Origin of the sequence: Sarcina ventriculi, from assembly GCF_900456775.1 — a bacterium.
Lineage (GTDB): Bacteria > Bacillota > Clostridia > Clostridiales > Clostridiaceae > Sarcina > Sarcina ventriculi.
The window spans coordinates 1-16,884 of sequence record NZ_UAUL01000007.1; the positions used below are offsets into that span (position 1 = coordinate 1).

Here is a 16,884-nt window from a genome sequence, read left to right on the forward strand (position 1 = left end):
GGTCTTGGTAAGTTTACAGATAAATTCACTGGAACCATAACTGTAATTGGTTCTCCTGGTGAATTCTTAGGGTTCTAAATCTATTTTTGCTAAACTCGGAGTTTTGATAATATAGATGCAGTTTTAATGGTTCAACCAGAATTAGTCACAGCAGAAAGTGGCTTATCTAAAGCAACTATTCCTTTAGAAGTTAAATTTATAGGTGGAAATGGGCTTAGCTTCCTAAATTCAAAAACATATACATCTTTAGATGGAATACTATTATCATTTAATATATTAAATTCACTTTTAAAAGCTTTAACACCAGATATATCTATAAATTTTATTCTATCTAGGGATGTAATACACCTTTGCTAGTTCCTGAAGAGGCAGAAGCTAAATTTTATATACAGGCTAAAAATATGGATATGGCCAAGTTTGCTGAAGAAAGAATTAGAGAACTAACACTGTATGTAAGTAAACTTATGGGTCTTCAATGTTCCTATTCTCTTTATGAACCCCCAAGTGAAGAATTATTATCAAATAAAACATTAAATAGGCTTTTTATAAATAATTTAAAAGAAAATGGGTAATTGAAATATGTCCTCCTTTACATATAGAATCTAGATTAAGCATTGGAAACATAAGTACTATAGTTCCCTGTATTCATCCTTATATTAATATAATAGAAAAAGGTGTAATTTATTTCGGAACCAAAGAATTCGCTGAACAAACAATATCTTCTTTTGGATTTGAACAAGGATTAAAAGCTTCCTATGCCTTAGCTCAAACTGCTTTAGATTTAATAGAAAATGATTCTCTGTTAAATGAAGCGAAATCATCACTTTACTAATAACCTAAATCCTTATTTTTTTATTACACTTAGATCAATTTTATATAAAGTGATACTAGATAAAAGCGATGTTAATTAATAAACTTATTTAATATTGCCTTTATTTTTTTTATTAAATGTTTCTGATAAATTACTTAATTAATTATATTACTTACTCTAGATAGTATGTTTACCTATAAATATTTAAATAGTATAATAATTACGTTGGAGGTGAAATTTTGATTCAGATATATAAATCTTATAATAATACTGGAGAATTAAAAAAATATTGACACAATAGAGAATGGTTGCTGGATTAATATAGTTGCACCTTCTCAAGAAGAATTAATTTAATTTCTAAAAAAACATCTATACCACTACAGTTTCTAAGAGCTTCTTTAGATGATGAAGAAACTTCTCGTATAGACATAGAAGGAGAAAATCTTTTAATCATTGTTGATATTCCTTTTACAGAAATGGAAGATAATTCATTAACGTATGATACTTATCCATTATCTATAATTCATACTAGCAATGTATTAATCACCGTCTGTTTAAAAAATAGTAAGATATTAACGGATTTCACTAGAAATAAAATAAAATCATTTTATACTTTTAAAAAATCTCGATTTACTTTACAAATATTAAATAGAATTTCAACCTATTATCTTCTTTATTTAAGACAAATAGATAAAAAAAGTTTAATGATAGAAAAAAGACTTCATAAATCCATGAAAAATAGAGAACTTATTCAATTGCACTCGCTTGAAAAATCTTTAGTATATTTTTCTACATCTTTAAAATCCAATGAGATAACGTTAGAAAAAATGCTGAAATTAGAACTAATTCAAAAATATGAAAGAAGATAAAGACATACTAGAAGACGTAAATAGAGAATAAACAAGCTATAGAAATGACTGAAATCTATGGTAACATTCTTTCAAGTACCATGGATTTTTTTGCTTCTGTAATATCTAATAATTTAAATATTGTTATGAAAGTAATGGCTTCTGTAACTATTTTAATGTCAATCTTTACAGTTGTTTCTGGAATATATGGAATGAACATATCTAAACTTCCTTTTGCTGATAGTCCTAATGCTTTTATTATAGTTATGGGTATATCTTTTGCATTATGTTTTTTAGTAGCCTTACTACTTTATAAAAAAGACATGTTATAGAATTTATAGATTTATTTATACTCCTTATTATTATATAAGTTTTTATTTTAATATAAAGTGTTATTTATATAGTATTAAATAATATAATACTACTAAAATTAAAATAATCTTATCTTATGCAAGTAACTATAAAAAGGAGGTTTTTAATATATTAAATAAATTAAAATTTAATGATACTATAGGTGTTATTAGTCCAGCTGGTTGTGAAAAAAAATAATTCAATAGACTATAATTTAAATCAATTAAAAAAATTAGGTTTTAAAATTAAAGAAGGTAAACATTTAAGAAAAACAAATAATTATTTTGCAGGCACCGATAAAGAACGTGCATCTGACTTTATGAATATGTTTAAAGACCCAGAAGTAGCTGCTATCATGTGTTATAGAGGCGGTTATGGCTCTATACGAATGATGCCTTATGTTAATTGGGATGTAATAAAAAACAATCCTAAAATATTTTGTGGATTTAGTGATATAACCTTGCTCTTAAATTATATAAATAAGGTATCAAATATTCCTACATTTCACACGCCTATGGTAAATTCCAATCTTCAAGATTTTGTAACACAAAATTTTTTTTAAATCTTTTAACTAAGAAATATAGTTCTATAAACTTAAAAAACTTTAAAAACATAAAAACTTTTAACATTAGAAATATTACGGGAAAAATATGTGGTGGAAACCTCTCTATGATTTGTAGCGCTTTAGGAACACCTTACGATATAGATACGAACAATAAAATTCTTTTGCTAGAAGACATAAATGAACCTGCATATAAAATAGATAGAATGCTAACTCAACTTCTTATGTCTAAAAAGCTAGATAAATGTTGTGGTTTTATTTTGGGACATTTCACCCCATATGATATCAATACATTAAATTTAATAAAAAACATACTTTTACCTTTAAATAAACCTATTATACTAGGTTTTCCAAGTGGTCATGCATATCCTAATGTGTCATTACCACTTGGAGGCAATATTTTAATAGATTTTTCGCAAAATATCATATCAATTGAGCCCATATTTAAATAGGAAACATTCTAACTCTTAAAATAAAAAATTTAAATAAGTTAAAAATAATAATTTATTATAAAACAAAAAATCTCAGCTTAAGCTGAGATTTTTGGAGGCGCCACCCAGATTTGAACTGGGGAATAAAGGTTTTGCAGACCTCTGCCTTACCACTTGGCTATAGCGCCATGGTGGCTCGAACTGGAATCGAACCAGTGACACGAGGATTTTCAGTCCTCTGCTCTACCGACTGAGCTATCGAGCCTTACAAACCACATTATAAATTATATTAATTAATATGATTTTTGTCAAGACATTTTTAATATAAATAAATTTTAAAACCTGGCAACCATTTACTCTCCCACACAGTCTCCTATGCAGTACCATCAACCGTAAAAAGCTTAACCTTCGTGTTCGGAATGGAAACGGGTGTTACCTTAAAACGCATTATCACCAGATATGGCTCCTCCGAGAGGGCTCGAACCTCCAACCTATCGGTTAACAGCCGAGTGCTCCACCATTGAGCTACAGAGGAACATAAACCTAGCAACCACCTACCCTCCCACACAGTTCCCTATGCAGTACTATCGGCCTCTAAAAGCTTAACCTTCGTGTTCGGAATGGAAACGGGTGTTACCTTAAAGAGCATAATCACTAGATATTCATTTAAAAAATATTCTTTTTAAACTACACTAAGCATTAACATAAAGTTAATTAGATCAAGCCCTCGACCTATTAGTATCAGTCAGCTAAATATGTTACCATACTTACACCTCTGACCTATCAACCTTGTGTTCTTCAAGGGGTCTTACTAGCTTATGCTATGGGAAATCTCATCTTGAGGTGGGCTTCACGCTTAGATGCTTTCAGCGTTTATCCCTTCCCGACTTAGCTACCCAGCTGTGCTCCTGGCGGAACAACTGGTACACCAGAGGTCGGTCCATCCCGGTCCTCTCGTACTAAGGACAGCTCCTCTCAAATTTCCTACGCCCGCGACGGATAGGGACCGAACTGTCTCACGACGTTCTGAACCCAGCTCGCGTGCCGCTTTAATGGGCGAACAGCCCAACCCTTGGGACCTACTTCAGCCCCAGGATGCGACGAGCCGACATCGAGGTGCCAAACCTCCCCGTCGATGTGGACTCTTGGGGGAGATCAGCCTGTTATCCCCGAGGTAGCTTTTATCCGTTGAGCGATGGCCCTCCCACGAGGTACCACCGGATCACTAAGCCCGACTTTCGTCCCTGCTCCACTTGTGGGTGTCGCAGTTAGGCTCCCTTCTGCCTTTGCACTCTTCGAACGATTTCCGACCGTTCTGAGGGAACCTTTGGGCGCCTCCGTTACTTTTTAGGAGGCGACCGCCCCAGTCAAACTGCCCACCTAACAATGTCCTGTGACCAGATTCATGGCCGCCAGTTAGAACTTCAGTACTATCAGGGTGGTATCCCAACGTCGACTCCACTAAGGCTGACGCCCTAGTCTCTCAGTCTCCCACCTATCCTGTACAGACAATACCGAAATTCAATGCTAAGCTACAGTAAAGCTCTACGGGGTCTTTCCGTCCAATCGCGGGTAACCAGCATCTTCACTGGTACTACAACTTCGCCGGATTTGCAGTTGAGACAGTGCTCAAGTCATTACGCCATTCGTGCGGGTCAGAACTTACCTGACAAGGAATTTCGCTACCTTAGGACCGTTATAGTTACGGCCGCCGTTTACTGGGGCTTAAGTTCACACCTTCGCTTACGCTAAGTGTTCCCCTTAACCTTCCAGCACCGGGCAGGCGTCAGCCCCTATACATCAGCTTACGCTTTAGCAGAGACCTGTGTTTTTGCTAAACAGTTGCTTGAGCCTATTCTCTGCGGCCTACTCTCATAGGCATCCCTTATTGCTAACTTACGGGATCAATTTGCCGAGTTCCTTAACTGCAATTCTTCCGCCGGCCTTAGGATTCTCTCCTCACCTACCTGTGTCGGTTTGCGGTACGGGCACTACTTCTCTCTCTAGACGCTTTTCTTGGCAGCGTGGAATCATGTACTTCGGTTCCGTAGAACCTTCCCCATAACATCTCATCATTATTACAACGGATTTGCCTATTGTAACTGACTAAATGCTTAGACTAGCATCCAATAGCTAGCACACACTATCCTCCTACGTCACGCCATCGATAATAACGATGGTAGTGGTACTGGAATATCAACCAGTTGTCCATCACCTACGCCTTTCGACCTCGGCTTAGGTCCCGACTAACCCTCAGCGGACGAGCCTTCCTGAGGAAACCTTAGGTATTCGGCCTGTAGGATTCTCACCTACATCTCGCTACTAATGCCAACATTCTCACTCGTAATCAGTCCACCACTCCTTACGGTATGACTTCAGCCCGATTACGACGCTCCTCTACCGCTTGAATAAATTCAAGCCCGTAGCTTCGGTGGTAAGTTTTAGCCCCGAACATCTTCGGCGCAGGATCTCTCGACTAGTGAGCTATTACGCACTCTTTTAATGAGTGGCTGCTTCTAAGCCAACATCCTAGTTGTCTTAGAAATCCCACATCCTTTTCCACTTAACTTACACTTTGGGACCTTAGCTGACGATCTGGGCTGTTTCCCTTTTGACCACGGATCTTATCATTCGTAGTCTGACTGCCGAACTTATAGTATATGGCATTCGGAGTTTGATAAGGTTCGGTAAGCGCTATGCCCCCTAGCCCATTCAGTGCTCTACCTCCATTACTCATATTCGACGCTAGCCCTAAAGCTATTTCGAGGAGAACCAGCTATCTCCGAGTTCGATTGGAATTTCTCCGCTATCCACAGCTCATCCCATGCTTTTTCAACAGCAACGTGGTTCGGTCCTCCACGAGGTTTTACCCTCGCTTCAACCTGGCCATGGATAGGTCACCCGGTTTCGGGTCTACGACATGCAACTAGTTGCCCTATTAAGACTTGGTTTCCCTTCGGCTCCGTACCTTAAGTACTTAACCTTGCTACATATCGTAACTCGTTGGCTCGTTCTACAAAAAGCACATCATCGCACACATAAGGTGCTTTGATCGGTTGTAAACATATGGTTTCAAGTTCTATTTCACTCCCCTCCCGGGGTTCTTTTCACCTTTCCCTCACGGTACTGCTTCACTATCGGTCATCAGGTAGTATTTAGCCTTGGGAGGTGGTCCTCCCTGCTTCCCACAAGGTTTCACGTGTCTCGTGGTACTCTGGATTAGAACTTGATTACTCTAACTTTCATTTACAGGACTATTACCTTCTACGGTAGAGCTTTCCAGCTCTCTTCAATTAGTTATAGTTTCTCGTTATGTTCTATCCACAACCCCGGAAACAAGTTTCCGGTTTGGGCTCTTTCCCTTTCGCTCGCCGCTACTTAGAAAATCGATTTTTCTTTCTCTTCCTCTAGGTACTTAGATGTTTCAGTTCCCTAGGTTTACCCTCGTTAACCTATTTATTCAGTTAACGATACATGGGGTTTCCCATGTGAGTTTCCTCATTCGGAAATCTTTGGATCTCAGACTATGTGCGTCTACCCAAAGCTTATCGCAGCTTATCACGTCCTTCATCGGCTCCTGATGCCAAGGCATTCACCATACGCCCTTTGTAGCTTGACCTTTGTTTCTATCTTTTAGATAGTTGCAATCAATTTTACAAAGAATAGTAAATTTAATTGGCTTTACTCTATTTATTAATACTTATGTGTAATTTTCAAAGAACATGGTGGGTCTAAATGGACTCGAACCATCGACCTCACGCTTATCAGGCGTGCGCTCTAACCAGCTGAGCTATAGACCCATATGGTGGAGGTAAAGGGATTCGAACCCTTGACCCCCTGCGTGCAAGGCAGGTGCTCTCCCAACTGAGCTATACCCCCATATGTTTTGAGAGTTAATCTCTCAAAATTAAACAGATATTTAAGAAGCATTCTTTATTATCATCTTAGTTTTCCTAAGATGTTCTTCCTTAGAAAGGAGGTGATCCAGCCGCAGGTTCTCCTACGGCTACCTTGTTACGACTTCACCCCAATCGCTGACCCTACCTTCGGCCGCTGCCTCCTTACGGTTAGCTTACGGACTTCGGGTATTGCCAACTCTCATGGTGTGACGGGCGGTGTGTACAAGACCCGGGAACGTATTCACCGCGACATTCTGATTCGCGATTACTAGCAACTCCAGCTTCATGTAGGCGAGTTTCAGCCTACAATCCGAACTGAGACAAGTTTTTGAGTTTTGCTCCACTTCACAGTATTGCTTCTCTTTGTACTTGCCATTGTAGCACGTGTGTAGCCCTAGACATAAGGGGCATGATGATTTGACGTCATCCCCACCTTCCTCCCGGTTAACCCGGGCAGTCTCGCTAGAGTGGTCAACTTAATGGTACCAACTAACAATAAGGGTTGCGCTCGTTGCGGGACTTAACCCAACATCTCACGACACGAGCTGACGACAACCATGCACCACCTGTGTTCCTATTCCCGAAGGAACTTCCCACATTACTGGTAATTCAGGACATGTCAAGTCTAGGTAAGGTTCTTCGCGTTGCTTCGAATTAAACCACATGCTCCGCTGCTTGTGCGGGTCCCCGTCAATTCCTTTGAGTTTTAATCTTGCGACCGTACTCCCCAGGCGGAATACTTAATGCGTTAGCGGCGGCACAGAGGCTTGGGGCCCCTACACCTAGTATTCATCGTTTACGGCGTGGACTACCAGGGTATCTAATCCTGTTTGCTCCCCACGCTTTCGAGCCTCAGCGTCAGTTACAGTCCAGAGAATCGCCTTCGCCACTGGTGTTCTTCCTAATCTCTACGCATTTCACCGCTACACTAGGAATTCCATTCTCCTCTCCTGCACTCTAGATATCCAGTTTGGAATGCAGCTCCCAAGTTAAGCTCGGGTATTTCACATCCCACTTAAATATTCGCCTACGCTCCCTTTACGCCCAGTAAATCCGGATAACGCTTGCCACCTACGTATTACCGCGGCTGCTGGCACGTAGTTAGCCGTGGCTTCCTCCTTAGGTACCGTCATTATCGTCCCTAAAGACAGAGCTTTACAATCCGAAGACCTTCATCACTCACGCGGCGTTGCTGCATCAGGGTTTCCCCCATTGTGCAATATTCCCCACTGCTGCCTCCCGTAGGAGTCTGGACCGTGTCTCAGTTCCAATGTGGCCGATCACCCTCTCAGGTCGGCTACGCATCGTCGCCTTGGTGAGCCGTTACCTCACCAACTAGCTAATGCGCCGCGGGCCCATCTCATAGCGGATTGCTCCTTTGATTGTTAAAAGATGCCTTTCAACAATATTATGCGGTATTAATCTTCCTTTCGGAAGGCTATTCCCCTCTATGAGGCAGGTTGCCCACGTGTTACTCACCCGTCCGCCGCTAGAAAAGCTCCGAAGAACTTTTCTCGCTCGACTTGCATGTGTTAAGCACGCCGCCAGCGTTCATCCTGAGCCAGGATCAAACTCTCAAATTAAAATATACTAATTTCTTAGTTTTTATTTGAGTTTAATCTACTCATATTACTTATAAAAGAATTGCTGGTTTACTTAAATTATCTGTTTAATTTTCAAAGATCATTGTTTTTCTTTTTTCTCTATCTCCCTCAAGCGACTTCTTTATGATATCATTGTTTTATCTTTATGTCAATAATATTTTTAAAAAAACTTGATAATAATCTTTTAAGAACTTAAGATGTATTGTAATTTTAAAAAACTATTTACTATATTCTAAGCAATTCATAAAACTCCTAAGTTTAAATTAATGTAAACTAATATTTTATAGAAAAGCTATCTTTACTATTTAAAGAATTACTGCATGTTTGTAAACCTTCCTAAGAAGATCAAAAAGGAAGATATATTATACTATTGATAAACAAAAACGTTTTATACCGGCTTGAAATGCTCATAGATTACAATGTTTGTTTTTATTTGCTTTGGGTACTGAATTAAGATTAGGTGAATACTAGCCTTAACATGGAATGATATTAATTTTGATGATAAAACAGTATCAGTAAATAAAAGCATTAGACAGGAAACTATATTTAATAATAAAGGCGAAGGTAAGTATACTACTATCATACAACCACCTAAAACAGAAACAAGTATAAGAACCGTGCCAATTCCAAGTAATATAATACAAAAGTTAAAACAGTTTAAAATAACTCAAAATAAAGAAAGGTTATCTAATGGTGAATTATATATGCCTAGTGATTTAGTATTTACTACTCCAATAGGAACTCCTATAAATACATCTAACCTTAGAAAGATATATAGTAGACTACTAAAAAAAGCCGATATCAATAATATTAAGTTTCATGCTCTTAGGCATACTTATGCTACTAGATTATTTGAAGAGGGTGTACAAATTAAAACAGTTCAATCATTACTAGGGCATTCAGATATAAATACGACCATGAATATCTATACTCATGTTACAAGTGATGTAAAAAAATAATGCAGTTGAAAAACTTAATAAAATATTTAATTTAGTCTAGAACTAGAAGTCTTAACGTACTTTTAGTTTATTTGCTTTATTTTAAAATTAATTTTTCATTACACATACAAGGAGAATCAATACACATACAAACAGTAGCTGGATCAATATTATATTGCGATGCTATTATATTAAGTTCAATCATAACAGCTGTAAAATATTTATCTTCATCTATTTCTATTAAAGTTTTTTTCAATTTTTCCTCACGCATTGAATATGCTTTTTTAATTTCTAGCCTCTCATTAGGCTTTAACTTATTAAACTGATTAATAATTACTTGAGTATTTTCTAAGCTTTTTGCTAGAAGTTTATTCACATTTACTCTTTGCCATATTTCCTTTCTGGATACTTTTATCCACTTAATATTTTTCACCACAGTTACCCCCAAAATTCTTTAACGTTTTTAAAACTCAACTTACCACTAGCATTTAATTTAGGTAATATTTCTTTTATTTTTTTACATTCATCTCTATCGTAAAAATAATAAATACATTCTATAATATCTAAATTATCAATAATGTCAAAAAGATGATAATCATTATATGGAGATAGCCCTAAAATTGTTAATTTTCCTTTAACTTCAGTTAACTCTTTAATAGGATAATACTCTTCAAAAGCAAGGTCTGAATTAACGCTTTTTAGTTTTATTGCCTCTCCTAGATTTGCAATTAAATTATTCTCGCTCATTTTCCAATTATCAATCTCCTCTTTTACATTTTCTACTTGCAAATAAGCATTTGCGAATTTTTCTAATACTTCGTTTACTACAGAGTGTTGTTTAATTTCGTACTGTTTATAGTTTCCACAATAAGTTGAAATTGCTGTAGAATGTAAATAATCATAAGTTGAATCAAGATTAATACCCTCTAATGGAGAATCACTTAATTGATTTCTAAATGAGTCTTTATTATAAACATCGCTTAATTTATCAAATTGTCCATGAATATGGAATACATTTTTTCCAGTTGCAGCCTCAATATTATTATCATAGTTAGTGGAAAAAATATTATCAAACATAGAAAGAAATTCTTTCAATTTTTCACTATATTTCATATGCAATAAATTTAACTTTCCATGATTATATATAGAATATAAATATGTCATTCTCATACATTCCCTTATAACATACATGTTAGGATTACCAATTCCAAACTTATGACAAACTAAATCATGAATTAAATAATAATCTTCAAATCCAATATCTGCAATACGTAAGCTTTGTTTTTTATTTTTATAACGGCTAATAAAATCAGCTAAAGCTATTTTTTCATCTGAACAGGTAGTACAATTATTAAAAACACCATCAATGGCATCTCTTGCATATAAAAATAGCTTTCCAATGTAAAGTTTTAATGATATAGGATCGTCTATTATAACATCTCTAGGAAAATCATCCGACCCTAACTCTTCTAAAATTCGTAACACAATTGACCTAGTAGTATAATTTAAATTATCAAATTGTATATTTATTCCATTACCAACTAATAAATTTTCCATATATCCTCCTTTAAATATTTTTATGTATTAATTATACAATATTTCATTTTATAGGTAAAATATAAATAGACTATTATCTCTGTTGCTGTACTTATATAAAAAAGCCTATTTTCCAATTAGGAAAATGGCTTTATCATTTACTTTATGGTGCATCTAGAGGGATTTGAACCCCCGACCTTTGGATTCGTTTAGTAGTTTTTGTATTACTTTTTCCAATTTTAATCTATAACATCTAATACTGATTATATCTATGTTTTTTATACACATCCCTTCGTTTTCTGTTTACTATTATATGAATTTTTTAATTATGTTGCTGTACGGTTGCTGTATTTTTAACTTCACTTAAACCCATATAACTCCTACTATAAGCTCTATTTTATCCAATTGACTTATAATTTATAATTTGTTATTGTTCCTTGATGAAAACTCATCTTCCATTTTCCGTTACTATACTTCCATATTGAACTACGAAGTGAGTATTCTTTATCTAATTTATTATTTTTCACTAATTTATATGTAGCCAGTACACACTTATCTGATAATCGTTTAATTTCAAACTCAATAATTTCCCAAGATAAAATACTATTGTCATCTTCTTTTTGAAATACATCCCCCTTTTTATAATAGTATTCATATCCTGAGCTTGTAAATTCAATAAAATCATCTTCTAACACACGACTTATCTTTCGTGGAGATTTTCTTACTTCTGACTTTAATAAATAATTTTCCAAATATAATATATGTTCACTAGTAGCATCCACCTTATCACATCCTCTTCTTAATTAAGTTTATTTCATTAAATTATCTATCTCTATCTTTAATTTATTTATCATAAACCTAAGCAGTAAATCTATTCTTTATTTTCTTCATTTAAGTATTTATATCTATTCTTAAATCTTTACACCTCTTTTTAATAGCTTTATTTATTCTTTCCATATAATAATATAATAATAAGTTTATCTAAACCTATAATTTTATTATATATTTTTTTAGGAATTATTTATAATAAATAAATTTTTAAAATATTTATTAAACTATACATTTTCTTATGTTTTATAATATTCTTTAGTTTAAATTATCTCAAAATACTATTATTTTTATGGTTAGTAATTGATTCAAATATCGTATTTATGCTATTTTAATATTAATTTACCCCCCTTTGATGAGTTTTGGGAAATTTGCGAAAAGAAAACTACCAATGCGACTTTTAAAAAGAATTTTTTTCCTAGAGCTATACCCCCTATATGTTTTTTATAATTCTGCATGATTCTAAATATATCCTCACAATTTTGTGACACTTTGGTATATGTTTTTATAATTTATTGGTTAAAGACAATATGAGTGATAAGGCTCGCTAATTTAAGCGAGCGTTTTTATTATCTGCTATTCTTTTTTGATTAATAGCTATCGGTCATTTTTGGACAACAGCTTTATATAAAACACGCTCACTAATTTTGGGGAGCGTAAGAATAATAAATAAAATCTTTTTGTTTTCCACAGGTGTTATAAAAATAAAGTTAATAGGCAAGTAATAAATTTAGAACTTAGATATATTTACTTTAGAATGATGATATGTCAAAATAACTATTTCTATAAAAATTAATTATAAAAATGTCAAAATAAATTTGTTTATAGTTTAAATGACTATTAATTAAAAGTGTTAAATAAACTATAGTTTAATTAACATATGGAGGATTAAAAATATGGGAAATTATTATAGCTACATGAGAATTTCAACCAAAGAGAACAATGATAAACAAAGTTTTAATAGGCAAGAGAAAAGCTTAAAGACATATGCAAAAGATAATAACATAGAATATTTATTAAGCTTTAAAGATGATACAACTGGAGGTACATTTAATAGACCATCTTGGAGTAAACTAGAAAAGATATTACAAAAGGGGGACACGATAGTATTTAAAGAAATATCAAGATTCACACGTCAGGCTGAAGAGGGATATAAAAAATATATGGAGCTAATGCAAAAGGGTATTAATTTAATATTTTTAGATAATCCAACTGTATCAACAGATTATATAAAAAACTTAACAAGTATTGCTAATACATAAAACTTAGTTACTAAAACTGCTTTAGATAGCACAATAAAATTGTTATTGATAGTTGAACTTGATAGAGTGGAGCAAGAAAGAGAACTTATAGTAAAGAGAATAAAACAAGGTATTGAAGCAAGTGATAAAAGAAATGGAAGAAAACAAGGTAAACTTGATAAAATGAGTGATAAATTAAGAGATGACATAAAAGAGTTTTTAAGTGATAGAAGTATAAAGCAAATAGATTTGATGAATAAACACAATATAAGTCGAAATACGCTAAAGAAGTATATAGCGATAGTAAAAGGACAACAATATCAGATACAATAATAAGAAAATAGAATATTGTAACATCAGATACTATTTATTTAGTGTCTTTTATTTTACCTCTATGCCCATTTATAAAGTGTTTGAAATTTACAAATATAATTTCACATCTAAATATGATTTTAAAAGCCTTATAGACTGATGTAGAGCGAGAAAAAGGCATGCATAAAATTACTTTAGAGAATATTTAAAAATTAGGTGGGGGGTAATTTAGTGAAACGATAGGTGGTTTTTTCAAGTGATTTTTCAGTAGTTAGTAAACTTACACACATAATATTTTTGAAATGTGAATTGAAAACATATAAGATAAAAACTTAGGTTTGAGGAAATGTATTTTATTTTGTGTATTCTAAAGATTAGCTTTGCCTAAAGTGTTTATATTCTATATGCGTAATATATAATGCACTTGCAATAAGCTAATCCTTTTTTCTATAAATACACGATTTAATGTACATTCTTCAATTTTTTATTGTTCTTTTACTATCGCTATATACTTCTTTAGCGTATTTCGACTTATATTGTGTTTATTCATTAAATCTATTTGCTTTATACTTCTATCACTTAAAAACTCTTTTATGTCATCTCTTAATTTATCACTCATTTTATCAAGTTTACCTTGTTTTCTTCCATTTCTTTTATCACTTGCTTCAATACCTTGTTTTATTCTCTTTACTATAAGTTCTCTTTCTTGCTCCACTCTATCAAGTTCAACTATTAATAATAGTTTTATAGTGCTGTTTTAGTAACTAAGTTTTGATTATTAGCAATGCTAGTTAAATTCTTTATATAGTCTGTTGATACTGTTAAGTTATCTAAGAATACTAAATTAATTCCTTTATCCATTAATTCTTTGTATTTTTCATATCCCTCTTCAGCTTGGCGTGTAAATCTTGATATTTCTTTAAATACTATCGTGTCCCCCTTTTGTAATATCTTTTCTAGTTTACTCCAAGATGGTCTATTAAATGTACCTCCAGTTGTATCATCTTTAAAGCTTAATAAATATTCTATGTTATTATCTTTTGCATATGTCTTTAAGCTTTTCTCTTGCCTACTGAATGATTGTTTGTCATTACTTTCTTTAGTTGATATTCTCATGTAACTATAATAACTTACTATATTATTTTAACTATCGGTATACTTTATGTATTTTTCTTAAACGCATATTAAACTAATCAAAAAATACATAAAGCCCTTCACTAATTAAGCGAAAGGCTTTTTTTTTAATATGTCTTACTAGTAGTAGCTGTTTGCCATCCAGATGATGATGTATCTTGTAAGGAATGTTTTCCAGTAAAAGTACATTTTTCTGTTTTAGCAGTTAAAGTTGAACTTTGAACAGAACTTGTATTCATTTTTTCTGCCACAAGTGTTGAATCTGTAGAAATACCATCATTATTAACTATTGTTTGCGCCCTTAATTTATATGCATTACCTGAGTAAGTTGATGTTTTAGCATAAGCCCATGGCTTTTGTCCCAATGGATTTTTAGAAGTTAATGTACCTTTTCCCCAAGAAGCTTTTGTTACACCATCACTTAATTCACATACTGATACAATAGCATCATCACTAACAGAAGTAGCATTTGTGCTTGCAAAAACTGGAGTACATAGCCCAGCAAAAATTGATGTAGCTAGCACAGAAGATAATAATAATTTTTTCATAATAAATCCCCCTTAATTATAATAAATTATTTGTATACATTTTAACATAAATGTATTATTATGTAAATATAATAATACAAGGGAGAGATGATAAAGTGAAAAAAATAAATAAAATTATAATAACATTATTATTAATAATATCTAGTTGTTTTATATTATACTTAGTAAAAAATGATACAAATAATATATCTAGTGTAATATATCAAGAAGCTGAAAATCTTAAAATTGAAAATGGATATTACCTGGACTTATATACAAATGGTAATGAAAATATTGAAAGAAATGGTTTGATAGAGTTTGATAATAATACTACATTAAATGCTGTTGTTAAGAATATAGGTAAAGAAAGAAATTTTATGATAAAGTTATATTTAAATTACGAAGAAATAAGTTTTTTCATAGATGATTTAGAATATAAAAATTACGAATTCTCTATAGGTGAAAGTAAATCAATTACTATACCTTTAAAATTAAAAAATATAAATCCTCTTACAAATTCTAAACTAACAGTATTTTTAATAGCTTCTCCGGAGATATCAGCATCCAACATTAACGAATTACCAACTGACTCCTATGGAATAGTGTTAGATTATTTTTTAAGCGTTAATAATACTACTGAGAATGTAATAGAATTAAATCAAAATTCATCAAATGCAGATATTTACTTTGAAGAACCTTTTTATACATTTGTGATAAATAATGATTTTAGTGAAAGTAATGAAGCTAAATATCCACCTAATTCTTTGAAGGTAAGTCAAGGAGAAACTGTAGAATTAGCATATAGAATTGGTGCCGATATTACAACTGATAAGGTGCTATTATGCTTAAATGTAGGTTGGAAACAAACAGCAATTGATAATCAACCATATAAAATAATAAATATTCAAAAAGATAAAGCATGTTATGGGACATTTACTATTAAAGCTCCTAATAAGCCAGGTAAATATGAAATAAGTTCCTTTTTAGTAGAAAATCCTAATGAATGGAGTGAGTATGTTCCCCTAAGAAAATCATTAAGATTTACACTAGAGGTAGAATAGCAATATTCGACCTCCTTAGACCTTGAATACTTACAATTCGTAAAGAGAATAAACGAGAATGTAAATTAAATCGTGTATTTATAGAAAAAAGGATTAGCTTATTGCAAGTGCATTATATATTACGCATATAGAATATAAACACTTTAGGCAAAGCTAATCTTTAGAATACACAAAATAAAATACATTTCCTCAAACCTAAGTTTTTATCTTATATGTTTTCAATTCACATTTCAAAAATATTATGTGTGTAAGTTTACTAACTACTGAAAAATCACTTGAAAAAACCACCTATCGTTTCACTAAATTACCCCCCACCTAATTTTTAAATATTCTCTAAAGTAATTTTATGCATGCCTTTTTCTCGCTCTACATCAGTCTATAAGGCTTTTAAAATCATATTTAGATGTGAAATTATATTTGTAAATTTCAAACACTTTATAAATGGGCATAGAGGTAAAATAAAAGACACTAAATAAATAGTATCTGATGTTACAATATTCTATTTTCTTATTATTGTATCTGATATTGTTGTCCTTTTACTATCGCTATATACTTCTTTAGCGTATTTCGACTTATATTGTGTTTATTCATCAAATCTATTTGCTTTATACTTCTATCACTTAAAAACTCTTTTATGTCATCTCTTAATTTATCACTCATTTTATCAAGTTTACCTTGTTTTCTTCCATTTCTTTTATCACTTGCTTCAATACCTTGTTTTATTCTCTTTACTATAAGTTCTCTTTCTTGCTCCACTCTATCAAGTTCAACTATCAATAACAATTTTATTGTGCTATCTAA

General features: G+C 32.8%; 15 protein-coding genes, 5 tRNA genes, 4 rRNA genes and 1 pseudogene. 9 read left to right on the top strand and 16 right to left on the bottom strand.

Features of this window, described 5'->3' with window-relative positions; translation table 11 throughout:
• The first annotated feature begins 126 nt into the window (after positions 1 to 126).
• The 5 genes and pseudogenes from DR020_RS04020 (at position 127) to DR020_RS12725 (ending at position 3,024) form a co-directional block, all read left to right on the top strand.
• Positions 127 to 357: a hypothetical protein gene (locus DR020_RS04020; protein ID WP_112365343.1), complete on the top strand. Its 231-nt coding sequence runs from the start codon at positions 127 to 129 to the stop codon at positions 355 to 357.
• Entirely contained in the window at positions 351 to 572 is a 222-nt protein-coding gene (locus DR020_RS04025) for a hypothetical protein (protein ID WP_112365344.1), read from the top strand. Before DR020_RS04020 ends, DR020_RS04025 begins: the two co-directional genes overlap by 7 nt.
• Positions 573 to 1,050: 478 nt before the next feature.
• A pseudogene (locus tag DR020_RS04030) lies at positions 1,051 to 1,991 on the top strand (magnesium transporter CorA family protein).
• Positions 1,992 to 2,194: 203 nt separating this feature from the next.
• Positions 2,195 to 2,572 carry an LD-carboxypeptidase gene (locus tag DR020_RS12720; protein ID WP_408069128.1) on the top strand — a complete coding sequence of 126 codons (378 nt, stop codon included), beginning with the start codon at positions 2,195 to 2,197 and terminating at the stop codon, positions 2,570 to 2,572.
• Positions 2,573 to 2,658: 86 nt separating this feature from the next.
• Positions 2,659 to 3,024, top strand: a complete 366-nt coding sequence (locus DR020_RS12725) for a hypothetical protein (RefSeq protein WP_408069132.1) — start codon at positions 2,659 to 2,661, stop codon at positions 3,022 to 3,024.
• 92 nt (positions 3,025 to 3,116) lie between these two features.
• On the opposite strand, the gene DR020_RS04040 is transcribed toward DR020_RS12725, so the two are convergent.
• The 9 genes from DR020_RS04040 to DR020_RS04080 all read right to left on the bottom strand — a co-directional run bounded on the left by DR020_RS04040 (position 3,117) and on the right by DR020_RS04080 (position 8,485).
• Positions 3,117 to 3,191 (bottom strand) — tRNA-Cys (locus DR020_RS04040).
• Position 3,192: 1 nt separating this feature from the next.
• Positions 3,193 to 3,268 (bottom strand) — tRNA-Phe (locus DR020_RS04045).
• 75 nt (positions 3,269 to 3,343) lie between these two features.
• A 5S ribosomal RNA gene (gene rrf / locus DR020_RS04050) occupies positions 3,344 to 3,461 on the bottom strand.
• A 2-nt stretch (positions 3,462 to 3,463) separates the two neighbouring features.
• Positions 3,464 to 3,538 (bottom strand) — tRNA-Asn (locus DR020_RS04055).
• A 6-nt stretch (positions 3,539 to 3,544) separates the two neighbouring features.
• A 5S ribosomal RNA gene (rrf, locus tag DR020_RS04060) occupies positions 3,545 to 3,662 on the bottom strand.
• Between the two features lie 56 nt (positions 3,663 to 3,718).
• Positions 3,719 to 6,622 (bottom strand): 23S ribosomal RNA (locus DR020_RS04065).
• A gap of 104 nt (positions 6,623 to 6,726) precedes the next feature.
• Positions 6,727 to 6,803: transfer RNA gene (locus DR020_RS04070), tRNA-Ile, on the bottom strand.
• A gap of 3 nt (positions 6,804 to 6,806) precedes the next feature.
• Positions 6,807 to 6,882 (bottom strand) — tRNA-Ala (locus DR020_RS04075).
• Between the two features lie 93 nt (positions 6,883 to 6,975).
• Positions 6,976 to 8,485: ribosomal RNA gene (locus DR020_RS04080) — 16S ribosomal RNA — on the bottom strand.
• The 16S, 23S and 5S rRNA genes sit together here with 5 tRNA genes alongside, the layout of an rRNA operon.
• 485 nt (positions 8,486 to 8,970) lie before the next feature.
• Between DR020_RS04080 and DR020_RS04085 the strand changes: the two genes are divergently transcribed.
• Positions 8,971 to 9,465 carry a site-specific integrase gene (locus DR020_RS04085; RefSeq protein ID WP_112365345.1) on the top strand — a complete coding sequence of 165 codons (495 nt, stop codon included), beginning with the start codon at positions 8,971 to 8,973 and terminating at the stop codon, positions 9,463 to 9,465.
• 76 nt (positions 9,466 to 9,541) lie between these two features.
• Here DR020_RS04085 and DR020_RS04090 read toward each other — a convergent pair whose 3' ends face one another.
• The 3 genes from DR020_RS04090 to DR020_RS04100 all read right to left on the bottom strand — a co-directional run bounded on the left by DR020_RS04090 (position 9,542) and on the right by DR020_RS04100 (position 11,762).
• Positions 9,542 to 9,877, bottom strand: coding sequence for a hypothetical protein (locus tag DR020_RS04090; RefSeq protein ID WP_146739585.1), 336 nt, complete (start codon positions 9,875 to 9,877; stop codon positions 9,542 to 9,544).
• Between the two features lie 5 nt (positions 9,878 to 9,882).
• The gene (locus tag DR020_RS04095; RefSeq protein ID WP_112365347.1) at positions 9,883 to 11,001 is read right to left on the bottom strand and encodes a hypothetical protein; all 1,119 of its coding nucleotides are present in this window, start codon (positions 10,999 to 11,001) and stop codon (positions 9,883 to 9,885) included.
• 389 nt (positions 11,002 to 11,390) lie between these two features.
• Positions 11,391 to 11,762 (bottom strand): nuclear transport factor 2 family protein, encoded by a 372-nt coding sequence (locus DR020_RS04100; protein ID WP_112365348.1) that lies wholly within the window; start codon positions 11,760 to 11,762, stop codon positions 11,391 to 11,393.
• 942 nt (positions 11,763 to 12,704) lie between these two features.
• Between DR020_RS04100 and DR020_RS12460 the strand changes: the two genes are divergently transcribed.
• Both DR020_RS12460 and DR020_RS12465 read left to right on the top strand, forming a co-directional pair.
• Positions 12,705 to 13,070 (top strand): recombinase family protein, encoded by a 366-nt coding sequence (locus DR020_RS12460; protein WP_235865662.1) that lies wholly within the window; start codon positions 12,705 to 12,707, stop codon positions 13,068 to 13,070.
• 39 nt (positions 13,071 to 13,109) lie between these two features.
• Entirely contained in the window at positions 13,110 to 13,382 is a 273-nt protein-coding gene (locus DR020_RS12465) for a hypothetical protein (protein ID WP_235865663.1), read from the top strand.
• 463 nt (positions 13,383 to 13,845) lie between these two features.
• On the opposite strand, the gene DR020_RS12470 is transcribed toward DR020_RS12465, so the two are convergent.
• The 3 genes from DR020_RS12470 to DR020_RS04115 all read right to left on the bottom strand — a co-directional run bounded on the left by DR020_RS12470 (position 13,846) and on the right by DR020_RS04115 (position 15,043).
• On the bottom strand, positions 13,846 to 14,076 hold the full coding sequence (locus DR020_RS12470) for a hypothetical protein (protein WP_235865664.1): 231 nt from the start codon (positions 14,074 to 14,076) through the stop codon (positions 13,846 to 13,848).
• Between the two features lie 29 nt (positions 14,077 to 14,105).
• Entirely contained in the window at positions 14,106 to 14,477 is a 372-nt protein-coding gene (locus DR020_RS12475) for a recombinase family protein (protein ID WP_235865665.1), read from the bottom strand.
• A 125-nt stretch (positions 14,478 to 14,602) separates the two neighbouring features.
• Entirely contained in the window at positions 14,603 to 15,043 is a 441-nt protein-coding gene (locus tag DR020_RS04115) for a hypothetical protein (RefSeq protein WP_112365349.1), read from the bottom strand.
• A 95-nt stretch (positions 15,044 to 15,138) separates the two neighbouring features.
• On the opposite strand from DR020_RS04115, the gene DR020_RS04120 reads away from it, so the two are divergent.
• A complete protein-coding gene (locus tag DR020_RS04120; RefSeq protein ID WP_112365350.1) occupies positions 15,139 to 16,083 on the top strand; it encodes a hypothetical protein in 945 nt (314 codons plus the stop codon).
• A 510-nt stretch (positions 16,084 to 16,593) separates the two neighbouring features.
• Here DR020_RS04120 and DR020_RS12480 read toward each other — a convergent pair.
• On the bottom strand, positions 16,594 to 16,866 hold the full coding sequence (locus DR020_RS12480) for a hypothetical protein (protein ID WP_235865663.1): 273 nt from the start codon (positions 16,864 to 16,866) through the stop codon (positions 16,594 to 16,596).
• Positions 16,867 to 16,884 lie beyond the last annotated feature (18 nt).